The sequence below is a fragment of the Micromonospora sp. ATCC 39149 genome (assembly GCF_000158815.1).
Classification (GTDB): Bacteria; Actinomycetota; Actinomycetes; order Mycobacteriales; family Micromonosporaceae; genus Micromonospora.
This window is the reverse complement of sequence record NZ_GG657738.1, coordinates 4,239,418-4,253,603: the sequence shown is the minus strand read 5'-3', so window position 1 is coordinate 4,253,603 and position 14,186 is coordinate 4,239,418. Positions and strand designations below refer to the sequence as shown.

General features: G+C 73.8%; 13 protein-coding genes. 7 read left to right on the top strand and 6 right to left on the bottom strand.

All coding sequences use genetic code 11. The features are described 5' to 3' along the window. Positions 1–97: 97 nt before the first annotated feature. Together rsmA and MCAG_RS18380 are read right to left on the bottom strand one after the other, a co-directional pair. Complete coding sequence (rsmA, locus tag MCAG_RS18385) at positions 98–970, bottom strand: 16S rRNA (adenine(1518)-N(6)/adenine(1519)-N(6))-dimethyltransferase RsmA (protein ID WP_036377466.1); 873 nt, start codon at positions 968–970, stop codon at positions 98–100. Continuing rightward, positions 967–1,881: a TatD family hydrolase gene (locus tag MCAG_RS18380; protein WP_036377463.1), complete on the bottom strand. Its 915-nt coding sequence runs from the start codon at positions 1,879–1,881 to the stop codon at positions 967–969. Before MCAG_RS18380 ends, rsmA begins: the two co-directional genes overlap by 4 nt. A 168-nt stretch (positions 1,882–2,049) precedes the next feature. On the opposite strand from MCAG_RS18380, the gene MCAG_RS18375 reads away from it, so the two are divergent. Together MCAG_RS18375 and MCAG_RS18370 are read left to right on the top strand one after the other, a co-directional pair. After that, a complete protein-coding gene (locus MCAG_RS18375; RefSeq protein ID WP_007074480.1) occupies positions 2,050–3,297 on the top strand; it encodes a hypothetical protein in 1,248 nt (415 codons plus the stop codon). A 147-nt stretch (positions 3,298–3,444) separates the two neighbouring features. Then, the gene (locus MCAG_RS18370; RefSeq protein WP_007074479.1) at positions 3,445–4,296 is read left to right on the top strand and encodes an alpha/beta fold hydrolase; all 852 of its coding nucleotides are present in this window, start codon (positions 3,445–3,447) and stop codon (positions 4,294–4,296) included. A 16-nt stretch (positions 4,297–4,312) separates the two neighbouring features. On the opposite strand, the gene MCAG_RS18365 is transcribed toward MCAG_RS18370, so the two are convergent. Both MCAG_RS18365 and metG read right to left on the bottom strand, forming a co-directional pair. Beyond that, complete coding sequence (locus tag MCAG_RS18365; RefSeq protein WP_007074478.1) at positions 4,313–5,092, bottom strand: class I SAM-dependent methyltransferase; 780 nt, start codon at positions 5,090–5,092, stop codon at positions 4,313–4,315. A gap of 276 nt (positions 5,093–5,368) precedes the next feature. Further along, positions 5,369–7,171 carry a methionine--tRNA ligase gene (gene metG, locus MCAG_RS18360; protein WP_036377461.1) on the bottom strand — a complete coding sequence of 601 codons (1,803 nt, stop codon included), beginning with the start codon at positions 7,169–7,171 and terminating at the stop codon, positions 5,369–5,371. A gap of 184 nt (positions 7,172–7,355) precedes the next feature. Between metG and MCAG_RS18355 the strand changes: the two genes are divergently transcribed. Beyond that, entirely contained in the window at positions 7,356–8,390 is a 1,035-nt protein-coding gene (locus MCAG_RS18355) for a hypothetical protein (protein WP_232290215.1), read from the top strand. A 131-nt stretch (positions 8,391–8,521) separates the two neighbouring features. Here the strand turns inward: MCAG_RS18355 and rsmI are convergent, their stop codons facing one another. Beyond that, positions 8,522–9,361, bottom strand: coding sequence for a 16S rRNA (cytidine(1402)-2'-O)-methyltransferase (gene rsmI, locus MCAG_RS18350; RefSeq protein WP_036374091.1), 840 nt, complete (start codon positions 9,359–9,361; stop codon positions 8,522–8,524). A gap of 218 nt (positions 9,362–9,579) precedes the next feature. On the opposite strand from rsmI, the gene MCAG_RS18345 reads away from it, so the two are divergent. From MCAG_RS18345 to MCAG_RS18335, 4 genes are all read left to right on the top strand, one after another. After that, entirely contained in the window at positions 9,580–11,178 is a 1,599-nt protein-coding gene (locus MCAG_RS18345) for a dolichyl-phosphate-mannose--protein mannosyltransferase (RefSeq protein ID WP_369751371.1), read from the top strand. 486 nt (positions 11,179–11,664) lie between these two features. Then, positions 11,665–11,808 carry a hypothetical protein gene (locus tag MCAG_RS32695; protein WP_157548122.1) on the top strand — a complete coding sequence of 48 codons (144 nt, stop codon included), beginning with the start codon at positions 11,665–11,667 and terminating at the stop codon, positions 11,806–11,808. A gap of 47 nt (positions 11,809–11,855) precedes the next feature. After that, positions 11,856–12,512: a 4'-phosphopantetheinyl transferase gene (locus tag MCAG_RS18340; RefSeq protein WP_036374088.1), complete on the top strand. Its 657-nt coding sequence runs from the start codon at positions 11,856–11,858 to the stop codon at positions 12,510–12,512. 81 nt (positions 12,513–12,593) lie between these two features. Beyond that, entirely contained in the window at positions 12,594–13,595 is a 1,002-nt protein-coding gene (locus MCAG_RS18335) for a DUF4352 domain-containing protein (protein ID WP_036374085.1), read from the top strand. 86 nt (positions 13,596–13,681) lie between these two features. Here MCAG_RS18335 and MCAG_RS18330 read toward each other — a convergent pair whose 3' ends face one another. After that, a complete protein-coding gene (locus MCAG_RS18330) occupies positions 13,682–14,182 on the bottom strand; it encodes a nuclear transport factor 2 family protein (protein WP_007074471.1) in 501 nt (166 codons plus the stop codon). Positions 14,183–14,186: the final 4 nt, after the last annotated feature.

Sequence of the window (14,186 nt, the reverse complement as noted above, 5' to 3'; positions counted from 1 at the left end):
GGCTCGGTCACGATCAGCTCCTCGGCGGGGTCGGCGGCCGGCTCGGACCAGCCGTCAACCGGGTCGTACGCGCTGCGGGGTCCGGGCACCGCGCCAGCTACTGCGCTGCCGGCGTGCCGGTCGGGGCCGACGCGGCGATGGCGGCGAACTGCTCGACGGTGAGCGACTCCCCGCGGGCGCCGGGGTCCACCCCGGCGGCGGTGAGGGCCGCGGCGGCCCGGTCGGCCCCGCCGGCCCAGCCGGCGAGGGCGGCCCGCAGGGTCTTGCGGCGCTGCGCGAACGCGGCGTCGACGACCGCGAAGACCCGTTCCCGGGGCACTTCGGGGCGGGGCGGCTCGCGGCGGGTGAAGGCGACCAGCCCCGAGTCGACGTTGGGCACCGGCCAGAACACGTTGGGTGGGACCCGGCCGGCGGCGCGGGAGTGGGCGTGCCAGGCGAGCTTGACCGACGGGATGCCGTACACCTTGGAGCCGGGGCCGGCGACGAGCCGGTCGGCGACCTCCTTCTGCACCATCACCAGGCCGTGTCGCAGGCTGGGCAGCGCGGCGAGCAGGTGCAGCACCACCGGAACGGCCACGTTGTACGGCAGGTTCGCCACCAGGGCGGTCGGCGCGGGGGCGGCCAGCTCGGCGGGATCGATCCGCAGCGCGTCGGCGCGGTGCACGGTGAGCCGGCCGGCGTACGGGCCGGCGTGCCGGGCGGCGGTCTGCGGCAGCGCGGCGGCCAGCGTCGGGTCGATCTCGACGGCGTGGGTGTGGGCGGCGGCCGGGAGCAGGGCCAGGGTGAGGGAGCCGAGACCGGGGCCGACCTCCAGGGCGACGTCGTCCGCGGCCAGCCCGGCGGCGGCGACGATGCGGCGGACGGTGTTCGGGTCGTGCACGAAGTTCTGGCCGAGCTTCTTCGTCGGGTTGACGCCGAGGCGGGCGGCGAGGTCCCGGATCTCCGCCGGGCCGAGCAGGCCGGCGGTCACCACGGGCCGAAGGCGCGTTCGGCGTTCGCCGACAGCGCGGCGCAGAGCGCGTCGAGATCCGCGCCGGTGGTCGCGGCCAGCGCACGGACGGTGATCGGGATGAGGTACGACGCGTTGGGCCGCCCCCGGTGCGGGCTGGGGGTGAGGTACGGGGCGTCGGTCTCGACCAGGAGCTGGTCGAGCGGGGTGAGCGCGGCGGCCTCGCGCAGCGCGGTGGCGCTGGCGAAGGTGACCGTGCCGGCGAAGCTGAGCAGGTACCCCCGGCGGACGCACTCGCGGGCGAAGTCGGCGTCGCCGGAGAAGCAGTGCAGGACGACGGTGTCCGGGGCGCCCTCGTCGTCGAGAATCCGCAGCACGTCGGCGTGGGCGTCCCGGTCGTGGATGACGAGGGTCTTGCCGTACCGCTTGGCGATGCCGATGTGGGCACGGAAGCTCTCCTCCTGCGCGGCCCGGCCCTCGTCGCCGGTGCGGAAGAAGTCCATCCCGGTCTCGCCGATGCCGCGCACCCGGTCGCGGGCGGCGAGCGCCTCGACGGCGCGCAGCGCCCCGTCGAGGTCGGCGAGGCGGGGTGCCTCGTTGGGGTGCAGCGCGACGGTGGCCAGCACCGCCGGGTAGTGGTCGGCCGTGTCGGCGCTCCACACCGAGGACGCGACGTCGACGCCGACCTGGACGAGCCGGTCCACCCCGGCCTCGGCGGCCACCGCGACGGCCGCCGCGATCGGGTCGTCGGCGGTGGCGTTGCCGCCCGCCCCGCCGGCCGGCACGCCGGCCTCGGTGACGGTGATGTCCAGGTGGGTGTGGCTGTCCGGCACGGGGCCGGGCAGCGGCTCGGGCGCGGGCGGGAACTCGCCGGCCCGGCGGGCGGCCCGCTGCCGGCGGGGTTCGGTCGACTCGGTCATCGCCGCCAGCATCACACACCGCGGGTCGGCCCGGTCCGCCACCCGGCCCTCCCCGTTGCCTCACCCGACTCCTTACGGGTGCCCGGCCGTGGGACGGGGAGCGCGCCGACCGGGTGCCGCTCACCGGACTGTCACCGGCCGTTCACCCATCCGGAACGCGGCGGGCCTAGCGTCGCCGGGGTGAGCGTCGCCCCCGAGGCCAGTGGAGCCGCCGATGCGCGGACGGGGCTGCGCGTGACGTACGGCGGGGTCGCGTACCCGGCCGAGGAGATCGCCCGGGGCGCGGCGTACGAGTTGTTCAGCGCCGAGGAGGTGCCCGGCTTCGAGTGGGTGCCCCGGCCGGGGGTGGCGCTGCCCTGGCGGAGGTTCGCGCACGCCAGCGAGGTCGACGCGGTGCGCGGAGCGGCCGAGCCGACCGAGGAGCCGGACGCCCCGCTGCTGGTGCCGCTGCACCGCGAGCGGGGCTGGCCGCAGGTGCAGCGGCTCAGCCAGCAGCCCGCCTCGGCCGGCGACCCGACGCTGGCGGCGATCCGGGCGTCCGCGGTGATCCGGCGGGGCACCCGGATGATCAAGGTGCTCTCCGCCCGGCAGCTCGCCGGGTACGCCCGGGGCTGGCTGCCGCACGGCTTTTGCCACCGCGAACACGACGTGGCGCACCTGCGTACGCCGGCGGCCCTGGCGGTGCTGCGCACCGACTCACCGGGCGGCCGGGACGAGCTGGAGGTGACGTACGCGCTGCGCTGGCGGGCCGCCGACCCGGCCGACTACGTGCTGCCGGTCGGCGCGGAGCACCGGGGGTTGACAGCGCTGCCGCCCCGGGACCGGCTCGGCCCGCCGGTGCTGGGCACCGGGTTCGTGCCCAGCGAGGCGCAGCTCGTCCCGGAGTTCGTCACCCGGGACTTCGCCGACCTGCCGATGCCGGCGAACGCCACCCTGCTGGCCTACCCGGCGTCGGGGGCGGAGGTGGTCCTCTACAGCTACCAGGCCGAGCAGCGGGGCTGGCTACGGATGGTCGGCCCGCAGTGGCGGCACCTGCTGGCGGGGGTGCCCGATCTCTCCCCCGATCAGGAGTGGCTGCCGACCGGGGAGGCGGCCCGTTCGACACAGCTCGTCGGCGGGTACGCCGGAACCGTGTACGAGGCGATCGCCGACCTGCCCAGCGGGTTCCGGGTGCTGGCGATGACCCGGACCGCCCGGTATCCGGTGGAGACGGTGGCCCGCCAGCTGCGGCACGCCGCCTGGCGGGGCGTGCCCTGCCTGGTCCTGCGGGAGGAGGCCGGCTGGCTGCGGCTGCGGCTGACCCGGCCGGATCCGGACGCCGTGGCCACGACCGGGGCGCAGTGCCAGGAACGGGGCGTCTACGAGACCTGGGCCCCGGCGGTCGAGGTGACCGACGACCGGATGGTCAACGTCCCGTACCCGCTCTGACGGCCGGTCGTCGCGTGACCGGTCCCGGCCGGCGGGGTAGGCGACGGGCGGCCCGGTCGGGGGCGGCCCGGTCGGGGCGGGCATAACGGTGGGCGGGTCGGGAATGCGCGGGGCGTCCGACGACCCGACCCCGTTCCGGGAGACCACATGCCCTTCATGACCGTCGGCGCGGAGAACACCGCACCCATCGATCTGTACTACGAGGACCACGGCAACGGCCAGCCGGTCGTGCTGATCCACGGGTTCCCGTTCAACGGGGCGACGTGGGAAAAGCAGACCTCCGCGCTGCTCGCCGCCGGCTACCGGACCATCACGTACGACCGGCGGGGCTTCGGCAACTCCAGCCAGCCGGCCGCGGGCTACGACTACGACACGTTCACGGCCGACCTGGACGTGCTGATGACCGAGCTGGACCTGCGCAACGCGATCCTCATCGGGCACTCGATGGGCACCGGGGAGGTCACCCGCTACCTCGGCACGTACGGGTCGAATCGGGTGGACCGGGCGGTGCTGCTCGCCCCGCTCGCGCCGTTGCTGCTGAAGACCCCGGACAACCCGGAGGGGCTGGACCGAAGCCTGTTCGACGGCTTCCAGCAGGCGATCCTCGCCGACCGGTTCGCATTCCTCACCAGCTTCTGCGACAGCTTCTTCAACTACGCCGACAACAAGGGCAAGCTGGTCAGCGAGGAGGCGTACCGGGCGCACTGGGACATCGGCGCACGGGCCTCGGCGATCGGCACGTACCAGTGCGTGGACGCCTGGCTGACCGACTTCCGACCCGACGTGCCCCGGATCGACGTGCCGGTGCTGATCGTCCAGGGCGACCAGGACCGGGTTCTACCGTACGGCGTGACCGGTCAGCGGTTGCAGCCGATGCTGCCCGACGGCCGGCTGGTGACGCTCGAGGGCGCGCCGCACGGCATCCCGTGGACCAACGCCGACGAGGTGAACCGGGCGATCCTGGAGTTCGTCGTCGCCCCGGCGATGGCGCGGCGTTGAGCGCGCCCGAGTTCCATCATGGTTTGACGGCGCGGGTCGCGAAGTAGCCGGGCAGCCAGTCCGCGGTGGCGTCCGAGTGGTGCGGTGCCTCCTCGAACCCGGTGATGACGAAGCCTGCGGCGAGCTGGCCCCCGAGCTGCTCGGCCATGCTGTGGCTGTACTCCAGCGGCGCGTCCGCGCCGAAGAGCCGCTCGCGTTCCTCGGCCGGCACGTGCGTGACGTCGCTGTACGGCAGCTTGTGCCGGACCACCAGCTCGCCGCGCTGGTCCAGCGCCTCGCGGTCGAACAGGTAGACGTCCGGGTTGAGGAAGCCGCACAGCAGCGTCCCGCCCGGTCGCAGCACCCGGAACGACTCCCGCCACACCGGGGCGAGCTCGGGGATGAACAGGTTCGAGACCGGGTTGAAGACGAGGTCGAACGAGGAGTCGGCGAACGCGGACAGGTCGCGCATGTCGCCGAGCATCGTCCGCAGCGGCAGGTTGTCCCGCTGGGCGACCAGCTCGTCCTGCTCGAGCTGGCGCGGCGAGTTGTCCAGCACGGTGACCCGGGCCCCGGCCGCGGCGAGCGTCGGCCCCTGCTGGCCGCCTCCGGAGGCCAGGCACAGCACGTCCGCGCCGGCCAGGTCGGCGGGGAACCAGGAGCGGTCTACGGGTTGGTAGCCGATGAGCACGACCGACCAGTCACCGGCCCGCGCCCTGGCGACCGTCTCCGCGGAGATCGGCCGCGACCACTCGTTGCCCTGGTCGACCTGCCGGTCCCAGGCGATGCGGTTGTGCGCCACTGGATCAACACTCATCCGCCCACGCTATCCCGTGCCCCGGCCGTGCCCGTGCGGGCGCCCTGATCACGATCCTCGGTCGGTTCGGTCCGCAAACCACGGCCACCCACTCAGCCCGCCGCACGGCGCGAGGGTCGATCCTGGGTTGAGCGCTCGCCACGCGGTTGCGCTGGCGCGTCAGTCGATCGGGATGGCGGGGCCACCGCCGTCGAGTCCCGCGTACAGAGCGGGCTGGCCGGTGAGGAGGTGGCCATTTGCCGCCGTGTCGCCGACAGTTGCGGGAGGGCGGGACGGTCAACCGGCGAGCCGGGCCAACTCCTCCTCGACGATCGACGGGTCGAGCTTGCGGAACACCGGCTTCGGCGCCGCGAGCGGCCGGCCCACCTCGACCGGTACGGACTCCCAGCGCGCCCCGACCGTGTAGTCCCCGGTCAGCACCGGGTACGCGGGCCCGCCGTCGAGGTCGTCGACCTCCTCGATCACCGGCATCGGGGCGTGCACGCCGGTGCCGCCGAGCAGCTCGTGGATCTGCTGCGCCGAGTGCGGCAGGAACGGGGTGAGCAGGGTGTTCGCGTCGCTGACCACCTGGAGGGCGACGTGCAGGATGGTGCCCATCCGGGGCTTGTCGGCCGGCTCCTTGAGCTTCCAGGGGGCCTGTTCGGACAGGTACTTGTTGGCCTCGGCCACGACCCGCATCGCCTCACCGATGGCCTGCTTCTGCCGGTGCCGGCCGATCAGGTCACCGACGGTGTCGAAGCCGACCCGGGCGGTGGCGAGCAGCGCCTCGTCGGCCTCGGTGAGCCCGGCCGGGTCGACCGGCGGGATCGCGCCGAAGTTCTTCGCCGCCATCGACACCGACCGGTTGACCAGGTTCCCCCAGCCGGCGACCAGTTCGTCGTTGTTGCGGCGAAGGAACTCGGCCCAGGTGAAGTCGGTGTCGTTGCTCTCCGGCCCGGCGACCGCGATGAAGTAGCGCAGCGCGTCCGCGTCGTACCGCTCCAGGAAGTCCCGGACGTAGATGACGACCTTGCGGGACGAGGAGAACTTGCGTCCCTCCATCGTCAGGTACTCGCTGGAGACGACCTCGGTGGGCAGGTTGAGCCGACCCAGCGCGCCGGGTTCGCCGTCCCGGTCGCCCGCACCGGAGTACCCGCCGAGCAGCGCCGGCCAGATCACCGAGTGGAAGACGATGTTGTCCTTGCCCATGAAGTAGTAGCTCAGGGCGTCCTTGCCCTCGGCGTCGACGGACCACCACCTGCGCCACGCCTCCGGGTCGCCGGTGCGGCGGGCCCACTCGATGGACGCCGACAGGTAGCCGATGACCGCGTCGAACCAGACGTAGATCCGCTTGTCCGGGCGGTCGCGCCAGCCGTCGAGGGGGATCGGCACGCCCCACTCCAGGTCCCGGGTGATGGCCCGGGGCTGGAGGTCGTCGAGCAGGTTCCGCGAGAACCGCAGCACGTTGGGCCGCCAGCCCTCCCGGCCGTCCAGCCACCGCCGCAGGGCGTCGGCGAGGGCGGGCAGGTCGAGGAAGAAGTGCTCGGTCTCGACGAACTCCGGCGTCTCACCGTTGATCTTGGACTTGGGGTTGATCAGATCGACCGGGTCGAGCTGGTTGCCGCAGTTGTCGCACTGGTCCCCGCGGGCACTGTCGTACCCGCAGATCGGGCAGGTGCCCTCGATGTACCGGTCGGGCAGGGTCCGGCCGGTCGACGGCGAGATCGCGCCGGTGGTGACCTTCGGCACGATGTAGCCGTTGCGGTGCAGCCCGGAGAACAGCTCCTGTACCACCGCGTAGTGGTTACGGGTGGTGGTGCGGGTGAACAGGTCGTACGACAGCCCGAGCGCCCGCAGGTCCTCGGCGATCACCCGATTGTACCGGTCGGCCAGCTCGCGGGGGGTGACCCCCTCGGCGTCGGCCTGCACCTGGATCGGGGTGCCGTGCTCGTCGGTGCCCGAGACCATGAGCACGTCGTGGCCGGCCATCCGCATGTACCGGGCGAAGACGTCGGAGGGAACGCCGAAACCGGAGACGTGGCCGATGTGGCGCGGGCCGTTGGCGTACGGCCAGGCTACCGCCGCGAGAACGTGACTCATGACCAGCAAGCCTAGTGACCGCCGCCGGGGCACCGCGAACCAATAGGCCGGCTCGCCGCGCCGCGCGGGAGAGCGGAGGCCGGACGGCGTCGACAGCGACCACCGGGGACCATCCGCCCGATTTGTCGCCGACACGCGGCCTGAGCTGCACTGCCGCTCACCAGAGTCGGTGTCCAATGAACCCGTGACTGGCAGACGAGCCGCCCCGGACCACGAGGAGCCGCCCGGCGGGTCGGCGCTCGGCGACGAGCCCCCGCCCGAACCGGCAGCCCGGGCGCCGGGCGTGGCACCGCTGCCGCGCCCCGTACCGTCCACCGACCCGCTGCCCACCGCGGCGGCCGGTCCGGCGACGTCGCCGGACGCGGTCGCGCCGCGAGCCGGCCAGCCGGTTCCGCCAACGCAGCCCGGCCCGGCGACACAGGCCGGACAGCCCGTCGGCGGCCCCGACCGGCCGGTGGAGGTGGAGCCCACCACCGGGGCACCGGTCGACGCGGTGCCGCGCCGGGTTCCGGTCCGACAGCCCGGCGGCCGACTCCGCCCGGGGCCCGCCCCCGACGAGAAGGTGCCGGGCGACGACGGGCTGTTCTGGCCGCCGATCGAGGAGGTGCACTGGGACGGTACGCCCCTGAGGGAGGAGCACGGCCGCGGACGCTGGTGGCGGCGACGCGCCGCCGGTGCGGACTCCGTCGGACGCGGTGCTCGGCGGGCCGCCGACCGCCCAGCCCATCCGCCGGACCCGTGGCAGGGCCTCTCCGCGCTGCTGGCGCTCAGCCTGCTCGCCGCTTTCTTCGCCTGGGTGAGCGCCGGCCCGTTCTGGCTCGCCGTCGGACACGCCACCACCGGCACCGTCGTGATCGGCGAATGCACGGGCACCGGGCTGACGCAGCGCTGCCGGGGGATCTTCACCGCCGAGGGCGAGCGGTTCATCGCCTTCGGGGTACGCGTCAGCGGCGTGCCCGCCGAGCGCACCGCCGCCGGCTCCACCCTGACCGCCCGGATGACGGGCCCGTCGGGCGACACCGCGTACGCCGACACCGGCGCCGGCCGGCACCTGCGCTGGCTGCTCGGGCTGCTGCTGGTGCTGGCCTGCGGCACGGGAATCGCCCGGTACACCGGCGCGGCCAGGCTGGCCGACCGGCGGGCCCGCCGGTGGGCGGTGACGGCCGCGGTGGCCGGCCCGCTCATGATCGGCGTCGGCTTCCTCGCCGCCGCCTGGTAAGGAACCGCCCGACGGCCGGCCGGTTCCCGCCGCCCCGCCTCCCGGCCCGGTTCGGCCGGGCCGCCTTCCGGCTGGTTAGGAAGGGGCCCTTCCTATACCGAAAGCGTTAACAGGGGGCCCTTCCTTGCACCTCAGGCGTGGGTGGTGGTGTAGACGTCGCGGCGGCGCAGGCCGTACTCGGTGGCAACCTCGGTGATCGCGTCGCGCCGGGACAGGCCGGCGGCCTCCCGCTCGGCGACGGCCGCACGCAGCGTCTCGTCGTCGGGGCGGCGGGTGGCGGCCGGGGGCGCGCCGGCCACCACGAGGGTGATCTCACCGCGCGGCTCGTGCTCGGCAGCCCAGACCGCCAGCTCGCCGAGCGGGCGGCGGACCACCTCCTCGTACGTCTTGGTCAGCTCGCGGCAGAGCGCGGCCGGCCGGTCGGCGCCGAACTCGGCGGCCAGATCGGCGAGCGCGCCGGTGATCCGGTGCGGGGCCTCGAAGAGGACCAGGGTTCGCTCCTCGCCGGCCAGGCCGCGCAGCCGGGATCGCCGAGCGCCGGGCGTGCGGGGCAGGAAGCCCTCGAAGCAGAACCGGTCGCTGGGCAGGCCGGACAGCGCGAGGGCGGTGGTGACGGCGCTGGGCCCGGGGGCGGCGGTCACCGGGACTCCGGCGTCGAGGGCCCCCCGGACCAGCCGGTACCCGGGGTCGGAGACGCTGGGCATCCCGCCGTCGGTGACCAGGGCGACGACGTACCCCTCGCGGAGAACCTCGACCAGTTCGGGGGTGCGCCGCTCCTCGTTGCCCTCGAAGTAGGAGACGATCCGGCCGGGGACGGCGACGTCGAGGTCCCGGGTCAGCCGGGTGAGCCGCCGGGTGTCCTCGGCGGCGACCACGTCGGCGGCGGCGAGCACCTCGCGGAACCGGGCGGACGCGTCGGCCGGGTTGCCGAGCGGCGCGCCGAGGAGGATCAGGCATCCTAATTCGGACATTTCGCCCACGAGGTGCGCTCCTTCATCGACAGTTGTACCGGTATCGGAGACGACGGGCGCCGCCGGGCACCTCCGCAGCCTACGATCGCTTGGTGACGAGTGCGTCGACAGCGCAGAGCGCGGGCCGGACGGGATCGGAGCACGCCGGATCTGGCGGCGGCGCGACCGAGGAGTCCGGGGCTCCCCCAACCCCCGGCGGCGGGGGCGTTCCCGCGATCGTGCGGCGACGGCTCGCCACCGTCGACGCCCGGCTGGACATCAACTCGTGGCTGGCCACCGCCGTCGTGGTGGCGATCGCCGCGATCCTGCGCCTGGTCGATCTCAGCAACCCGAAGGGCAAGATCTTCGACGAGATCTACTATGCCCGTGACAGCTGGGCGCTCATCGACAAGGCCGTCGAGTGGAACTACAAGGACAACGGCCCGTCGTACGTGGTGCACCCGCCGCTGGGTAAGTGGCTGATCGGCCTCGGCGAGTGGGCGTTCGGGTACTCCGACGCCGAGCACAACATCTCCGTGCCCGGGCACCTGATGACGACCGCACCGGAGTTCGGCTGGCGCTTCAGCGCCGCCCTGGCCGGCATCTTGTCGGTGCTGCTGTTGGTACGCATCGGCCGCCGGCTGTTCCGCTCCACCACGCTCGGCTGCGCCGCCGGCCTGTTGCTCGCCCTCGACGGCTTCCACCTGGTCCTCTCCCGCATCGCCCTGCTCGACATCTTCCTGCTGCTGTTCGTACTGGCCGCGTTCGGCGCCCTGGTCATCGACCGGGACGCCCGGCGTCGGCGGTGGAGCCGGGCGCTGGACTCCGGCCTCGACCCCACCCTGCCCGGGCGCGCCGGCCGGCCCGCCGGTGGCTGGCGGAACTGGCCGTGGTGGCGGCTGGCCGCCGGGGTGCTGCTCGGCTGCGCCTGCGCGGTCAAGTGGAGCGCGCTGTACTTCCTGCCGGCCTTCGCGCTGCTGGCCCTGCTGTGGGAGGTCGGCGTCCGCCGCTCCGCAGGGGTACGCCGGCCGTGGCGCGACGCGCTGCTCGACGAGTTGCCCTGGCTGGCGCTGGCCGGCGTCCTCATGGTCGTCACCTACGTCGCCACCTGGTCGGGCTGGCTGTTGACCGACGACGGTTACTACCGCCTCGCCGCCCGGTACCCGAGCGTGCCCGGCCTGAGCGACACCCCGTTCGTCGGGGCGCTGAACAACCTGTGGGAGTACCACAAGGCGGCGTACGGCTTCCACAAGCAGCTGGACGACCCGCACAAGTACCAGTCCTGGCCCTGGCAGTGGCTGCTGCTGGGCCGGCCGGTGGCGATCCACTGGTCGAGCGAGGGTGGCTGCGGCGCGGCGAGCTGCGCCTCGGAGATCCTGCTGCTGGGCACGCCGCTGCTGTGGTGGTCGTTCCTGCCCGCCCTGGCCGGGGCGGCCTGGATCGGCATCGCGCGGCGGGACTGGCGGGCCGGGGCGATCCTGCTCTGCGCGGCCGCCGGCCTGCTGCCCTGGTTCTGGTTCGCCCTCGACGGCGGGCGGACGATGTTCTCCTTCTACGCCGCGCCGGCCGTGCCGTTCCTGGTCCTGGCGGTCGTCTACGTGCTGGGCGCGATCGTCTCGCCGGCCGATGGCGGGGCGCGGGCCCCGGCCGGGGAGGCGCCCGCCGGCACCGACGACGAGGCGGCGGCCGAACGCCGGCTGGTGGGCGGCGTCGTGGTGGGCGCGTACGTGCTGCTGGTGGCGCTCTGCTTCGTGTACTTCTATCCGATCTTCGTGGCTCGGGTGCTGCCGTACGCGGAGTGGTCGGCCCGAATGTGGCTGGACGGCCGCTGGATCTGACGGCGCGCCTGCCGGCCTGACGCCCGCCCCGCTCGGGGCGGGCGGGGGCGCGCGCTGTGACGGCGGCGGGCAGGGCATCGCGCCCGTCGATGGCCGTCGGATATCGCACAATCGGGCGGAGACTGGCCCACGTGAAGCCCCACCGGGCTCAGAGAAGACCCCTCGACGCACAGACGCGCGCCCCGATCGCCTGCCACGGGGGAAGCGGGCGATTGGGGCGCGCAATTGAAGCTTAGCCACCCGGCACCACCTGCACAACGGGTGGACTCGCGTCAGATTTCTGACGGACCTCACCAGTCTAATGGCTGAATGCGGCAGATAGTCGTCAGTTGTGTGGCAAGAACCTTTCGGAACGCTCACGACCCAGCCAGTACCGCAGCCGGGGCCGGCCGTGCCGCCCGGCGGAGCCGCCCGCCGGGGCCGTATGTCCGCCGGCCGGCCGGGGCCGCCGGATCCTCCAATACGGATCTCACTACGCTCGCCCAGGTGATCGACAAGAGACGATCGACAGCCGTCTTCCGTGGACTGCTGGCGGCGACCGTCCTGCCCGGCCGTCGCGTTGGCGTGGACCTGCTGGGCGCCGAGGTCGGCGACGGTGCGGCCCCCGCCGACCCCATGATCCGCCCGTGACGGGGTGCGTGCGGTACCTTCGACGGCGACGAGCGTCAGGAGACGGGATGCGTGACCTGCTGCCGCCCGAGGTCGCGGTGGCCGTCGCCAGCGGGGACGACTGGGCCGGAAAGCTGCTCCCCGCCGAGCTGGCCTGCCTGAGCGAGCGGGCGGTCCAGCGCCGGCGGCGCGACTTCACCGCCGGGCGGGTCTGCGCCCGACGGGCGCTCACCCGGCTCGGCGTACCGGCCGTCGCCGTGCCCTCCGCGCCGGACCGCTCCCCGGTCTGGCCCGCCGGGGTGGTCGGCACCATCACCCACACGCCGGGCTACTGCGCCGCCGCCGTGGCCCGCGCCGACGAGATCCGGTCGGTCGGCATGGACGCCGAGCGCCACCGGGAACTCAACGCGGGGGTACGCCGGCTGATCGGCCTGCCCGAGGAATGGGACGACTGTGCCCGGCTTCCCGGCACCGTCCCCTGGGCGGCCGTGCTGTTCAGCGCCAAGGAGACCATCTACAAGGTGTGGCACCCGGTCGTCGGCACGTGGCTGGACTTCCACGACGCCCGCGTCGAGCTGGACCCGGACTCCGGCCTGTTCACGGCCCGGATCGCCCCCGCCCGGCTGGACGCGGCCCCGGTGCCCGACCCGCCCGCGACGGTCACCGGACGGTTCGCGGTCGACGCCGACGTGGTCCGCACCGCCGCCGTCCTGTTACCCCGCTGAGACGGTCGGGGCGATCCGGGACTTGGCCAGGAGCGATACCGTCAGGACGTTCGAGATCGCGATGAGGTGCCGAGGAGTACGTTGAGCCACCCCCAGCCCCCTTACGGGCCGCAGGACCCCTACCAGCCGAACCAGGACCCGCCGACGGCACCGATGCCCCAGTGGCCGGCCGATCCGACCGCCCCGCCGCCGACCACCCCCCAGCCCCCGGTCTCGGGCGCGCCGTACCCGCCGCCCCCGGTCTCGGCCGCGCCGTACCCGCCCACCTCGGGCGCGCCGTACCCGCCGCCGGGTGCCTTCACGCCGCCGCCCAGCCCCGACCCGGCGTACCAGCCGGGCCCGGAGGCGGCCTACCCGCCGGTGTCGGGCACTCCGTACCCGCCGCCGGGTGGGCCGTACCCGCCGCCGGGTGGGCCGTACGCGCCGGGCCCGGGCTACCCGCTCGGCCCCCCGCTGCCGGCCAAGAAGAGCAGCAAGAAGCCGATCATCATCATCGTGGTCGTCGTGGCGGTGCTCGCGCTGCTCTGCTGCGTCGGTGGCATCGTGGCGCTCGTCGCCGGTGCCAACGAGGCGGCGAAGGAGGCCGAGCGGCAACTGCCGACCGCGCCCCGGGTCACCACCGCCCCGAGCGGCCTGCCGACCGCCGACCCGACCTCCCCCTCGTCGTCCGCCCCGCCAGACGGCGAGACCTTCAACATGAAGGCCGGCGAAACCCTGGTCATCACCGACGACGAGGGCACCCTGGAGATCACGGTGCTGCGGTTCCGCACCTCGGCCAAGGGCTGCAAGTCGTACTCGCCCGATCCCGACAAGGGCCTCTACCTGATCGCGGACGTCACCGCGACGGTGAAGAAGGGCAAGATGTCGATCAACCCGTTCTACTTCCAGTGGGTCGCCGAGGACGGCACCACCGCGAACGGGATCGCCGGCGCGCTGGCCGGCTGCGGGGACCTGCTCGACTCCGGCGTCAACCTGCGGGAGGGCAGCAAGCGCACCGGCAGCGTCACCTTCGACGTGGCGAACAAGAACGGCGCGCTGGAGTACCGGCACGAGTTGGAGATCGCCGGCTCCTGGAAGCCGTAGGCGCAGCACTTCGCGTACGTGGGGGCCGGCCGGCGCACGGGGCCGGCCCCCACGCCCGTCCCACCGAACGGTGGCGGGCCCGACGGTCACCCCCGACCGGGGCCCGGCCCTTTCGGGCGACGACGTGCGGCGGGCCGCAGCAGGTCGACCAGGCCGCGCCAGGCGTGCCCGATCGTCAGCCCGGCCCGGATGGTCGCCAGAGGGTTCCAGAAGTCCCGGAAGTGCACGATCTTCCCGGCCCGGAACCGGACCACCGAGATGTAGACCTGGTGGAACGGCCGGCCGGTGACGATCCCCCGGCCGTCCCCGACGAACTCGGCGATCACCAGGTCGGGGTCGGTCGTCTCGTGGAAGGTCAGCCCCGAGAAGCGCACGTCGAACTGCTTCGGGAAGTCCTTCATGTGCTCGTACAGCTCCTGGTGACCGGTGAACCGCGGGGCGATGCCCGGCAGGGGGTAGGGGAACTCCAGCACCCCGTCGGGGTCGAACAGCTCCACCCACTCACTGATCCGCCCGGCGGAGATCAACTCCAGGTTGTGGGCGAACAGGGCCTGGGCCTGGGTGCGGGCCTGCTGGTCGGCATCCATGCTG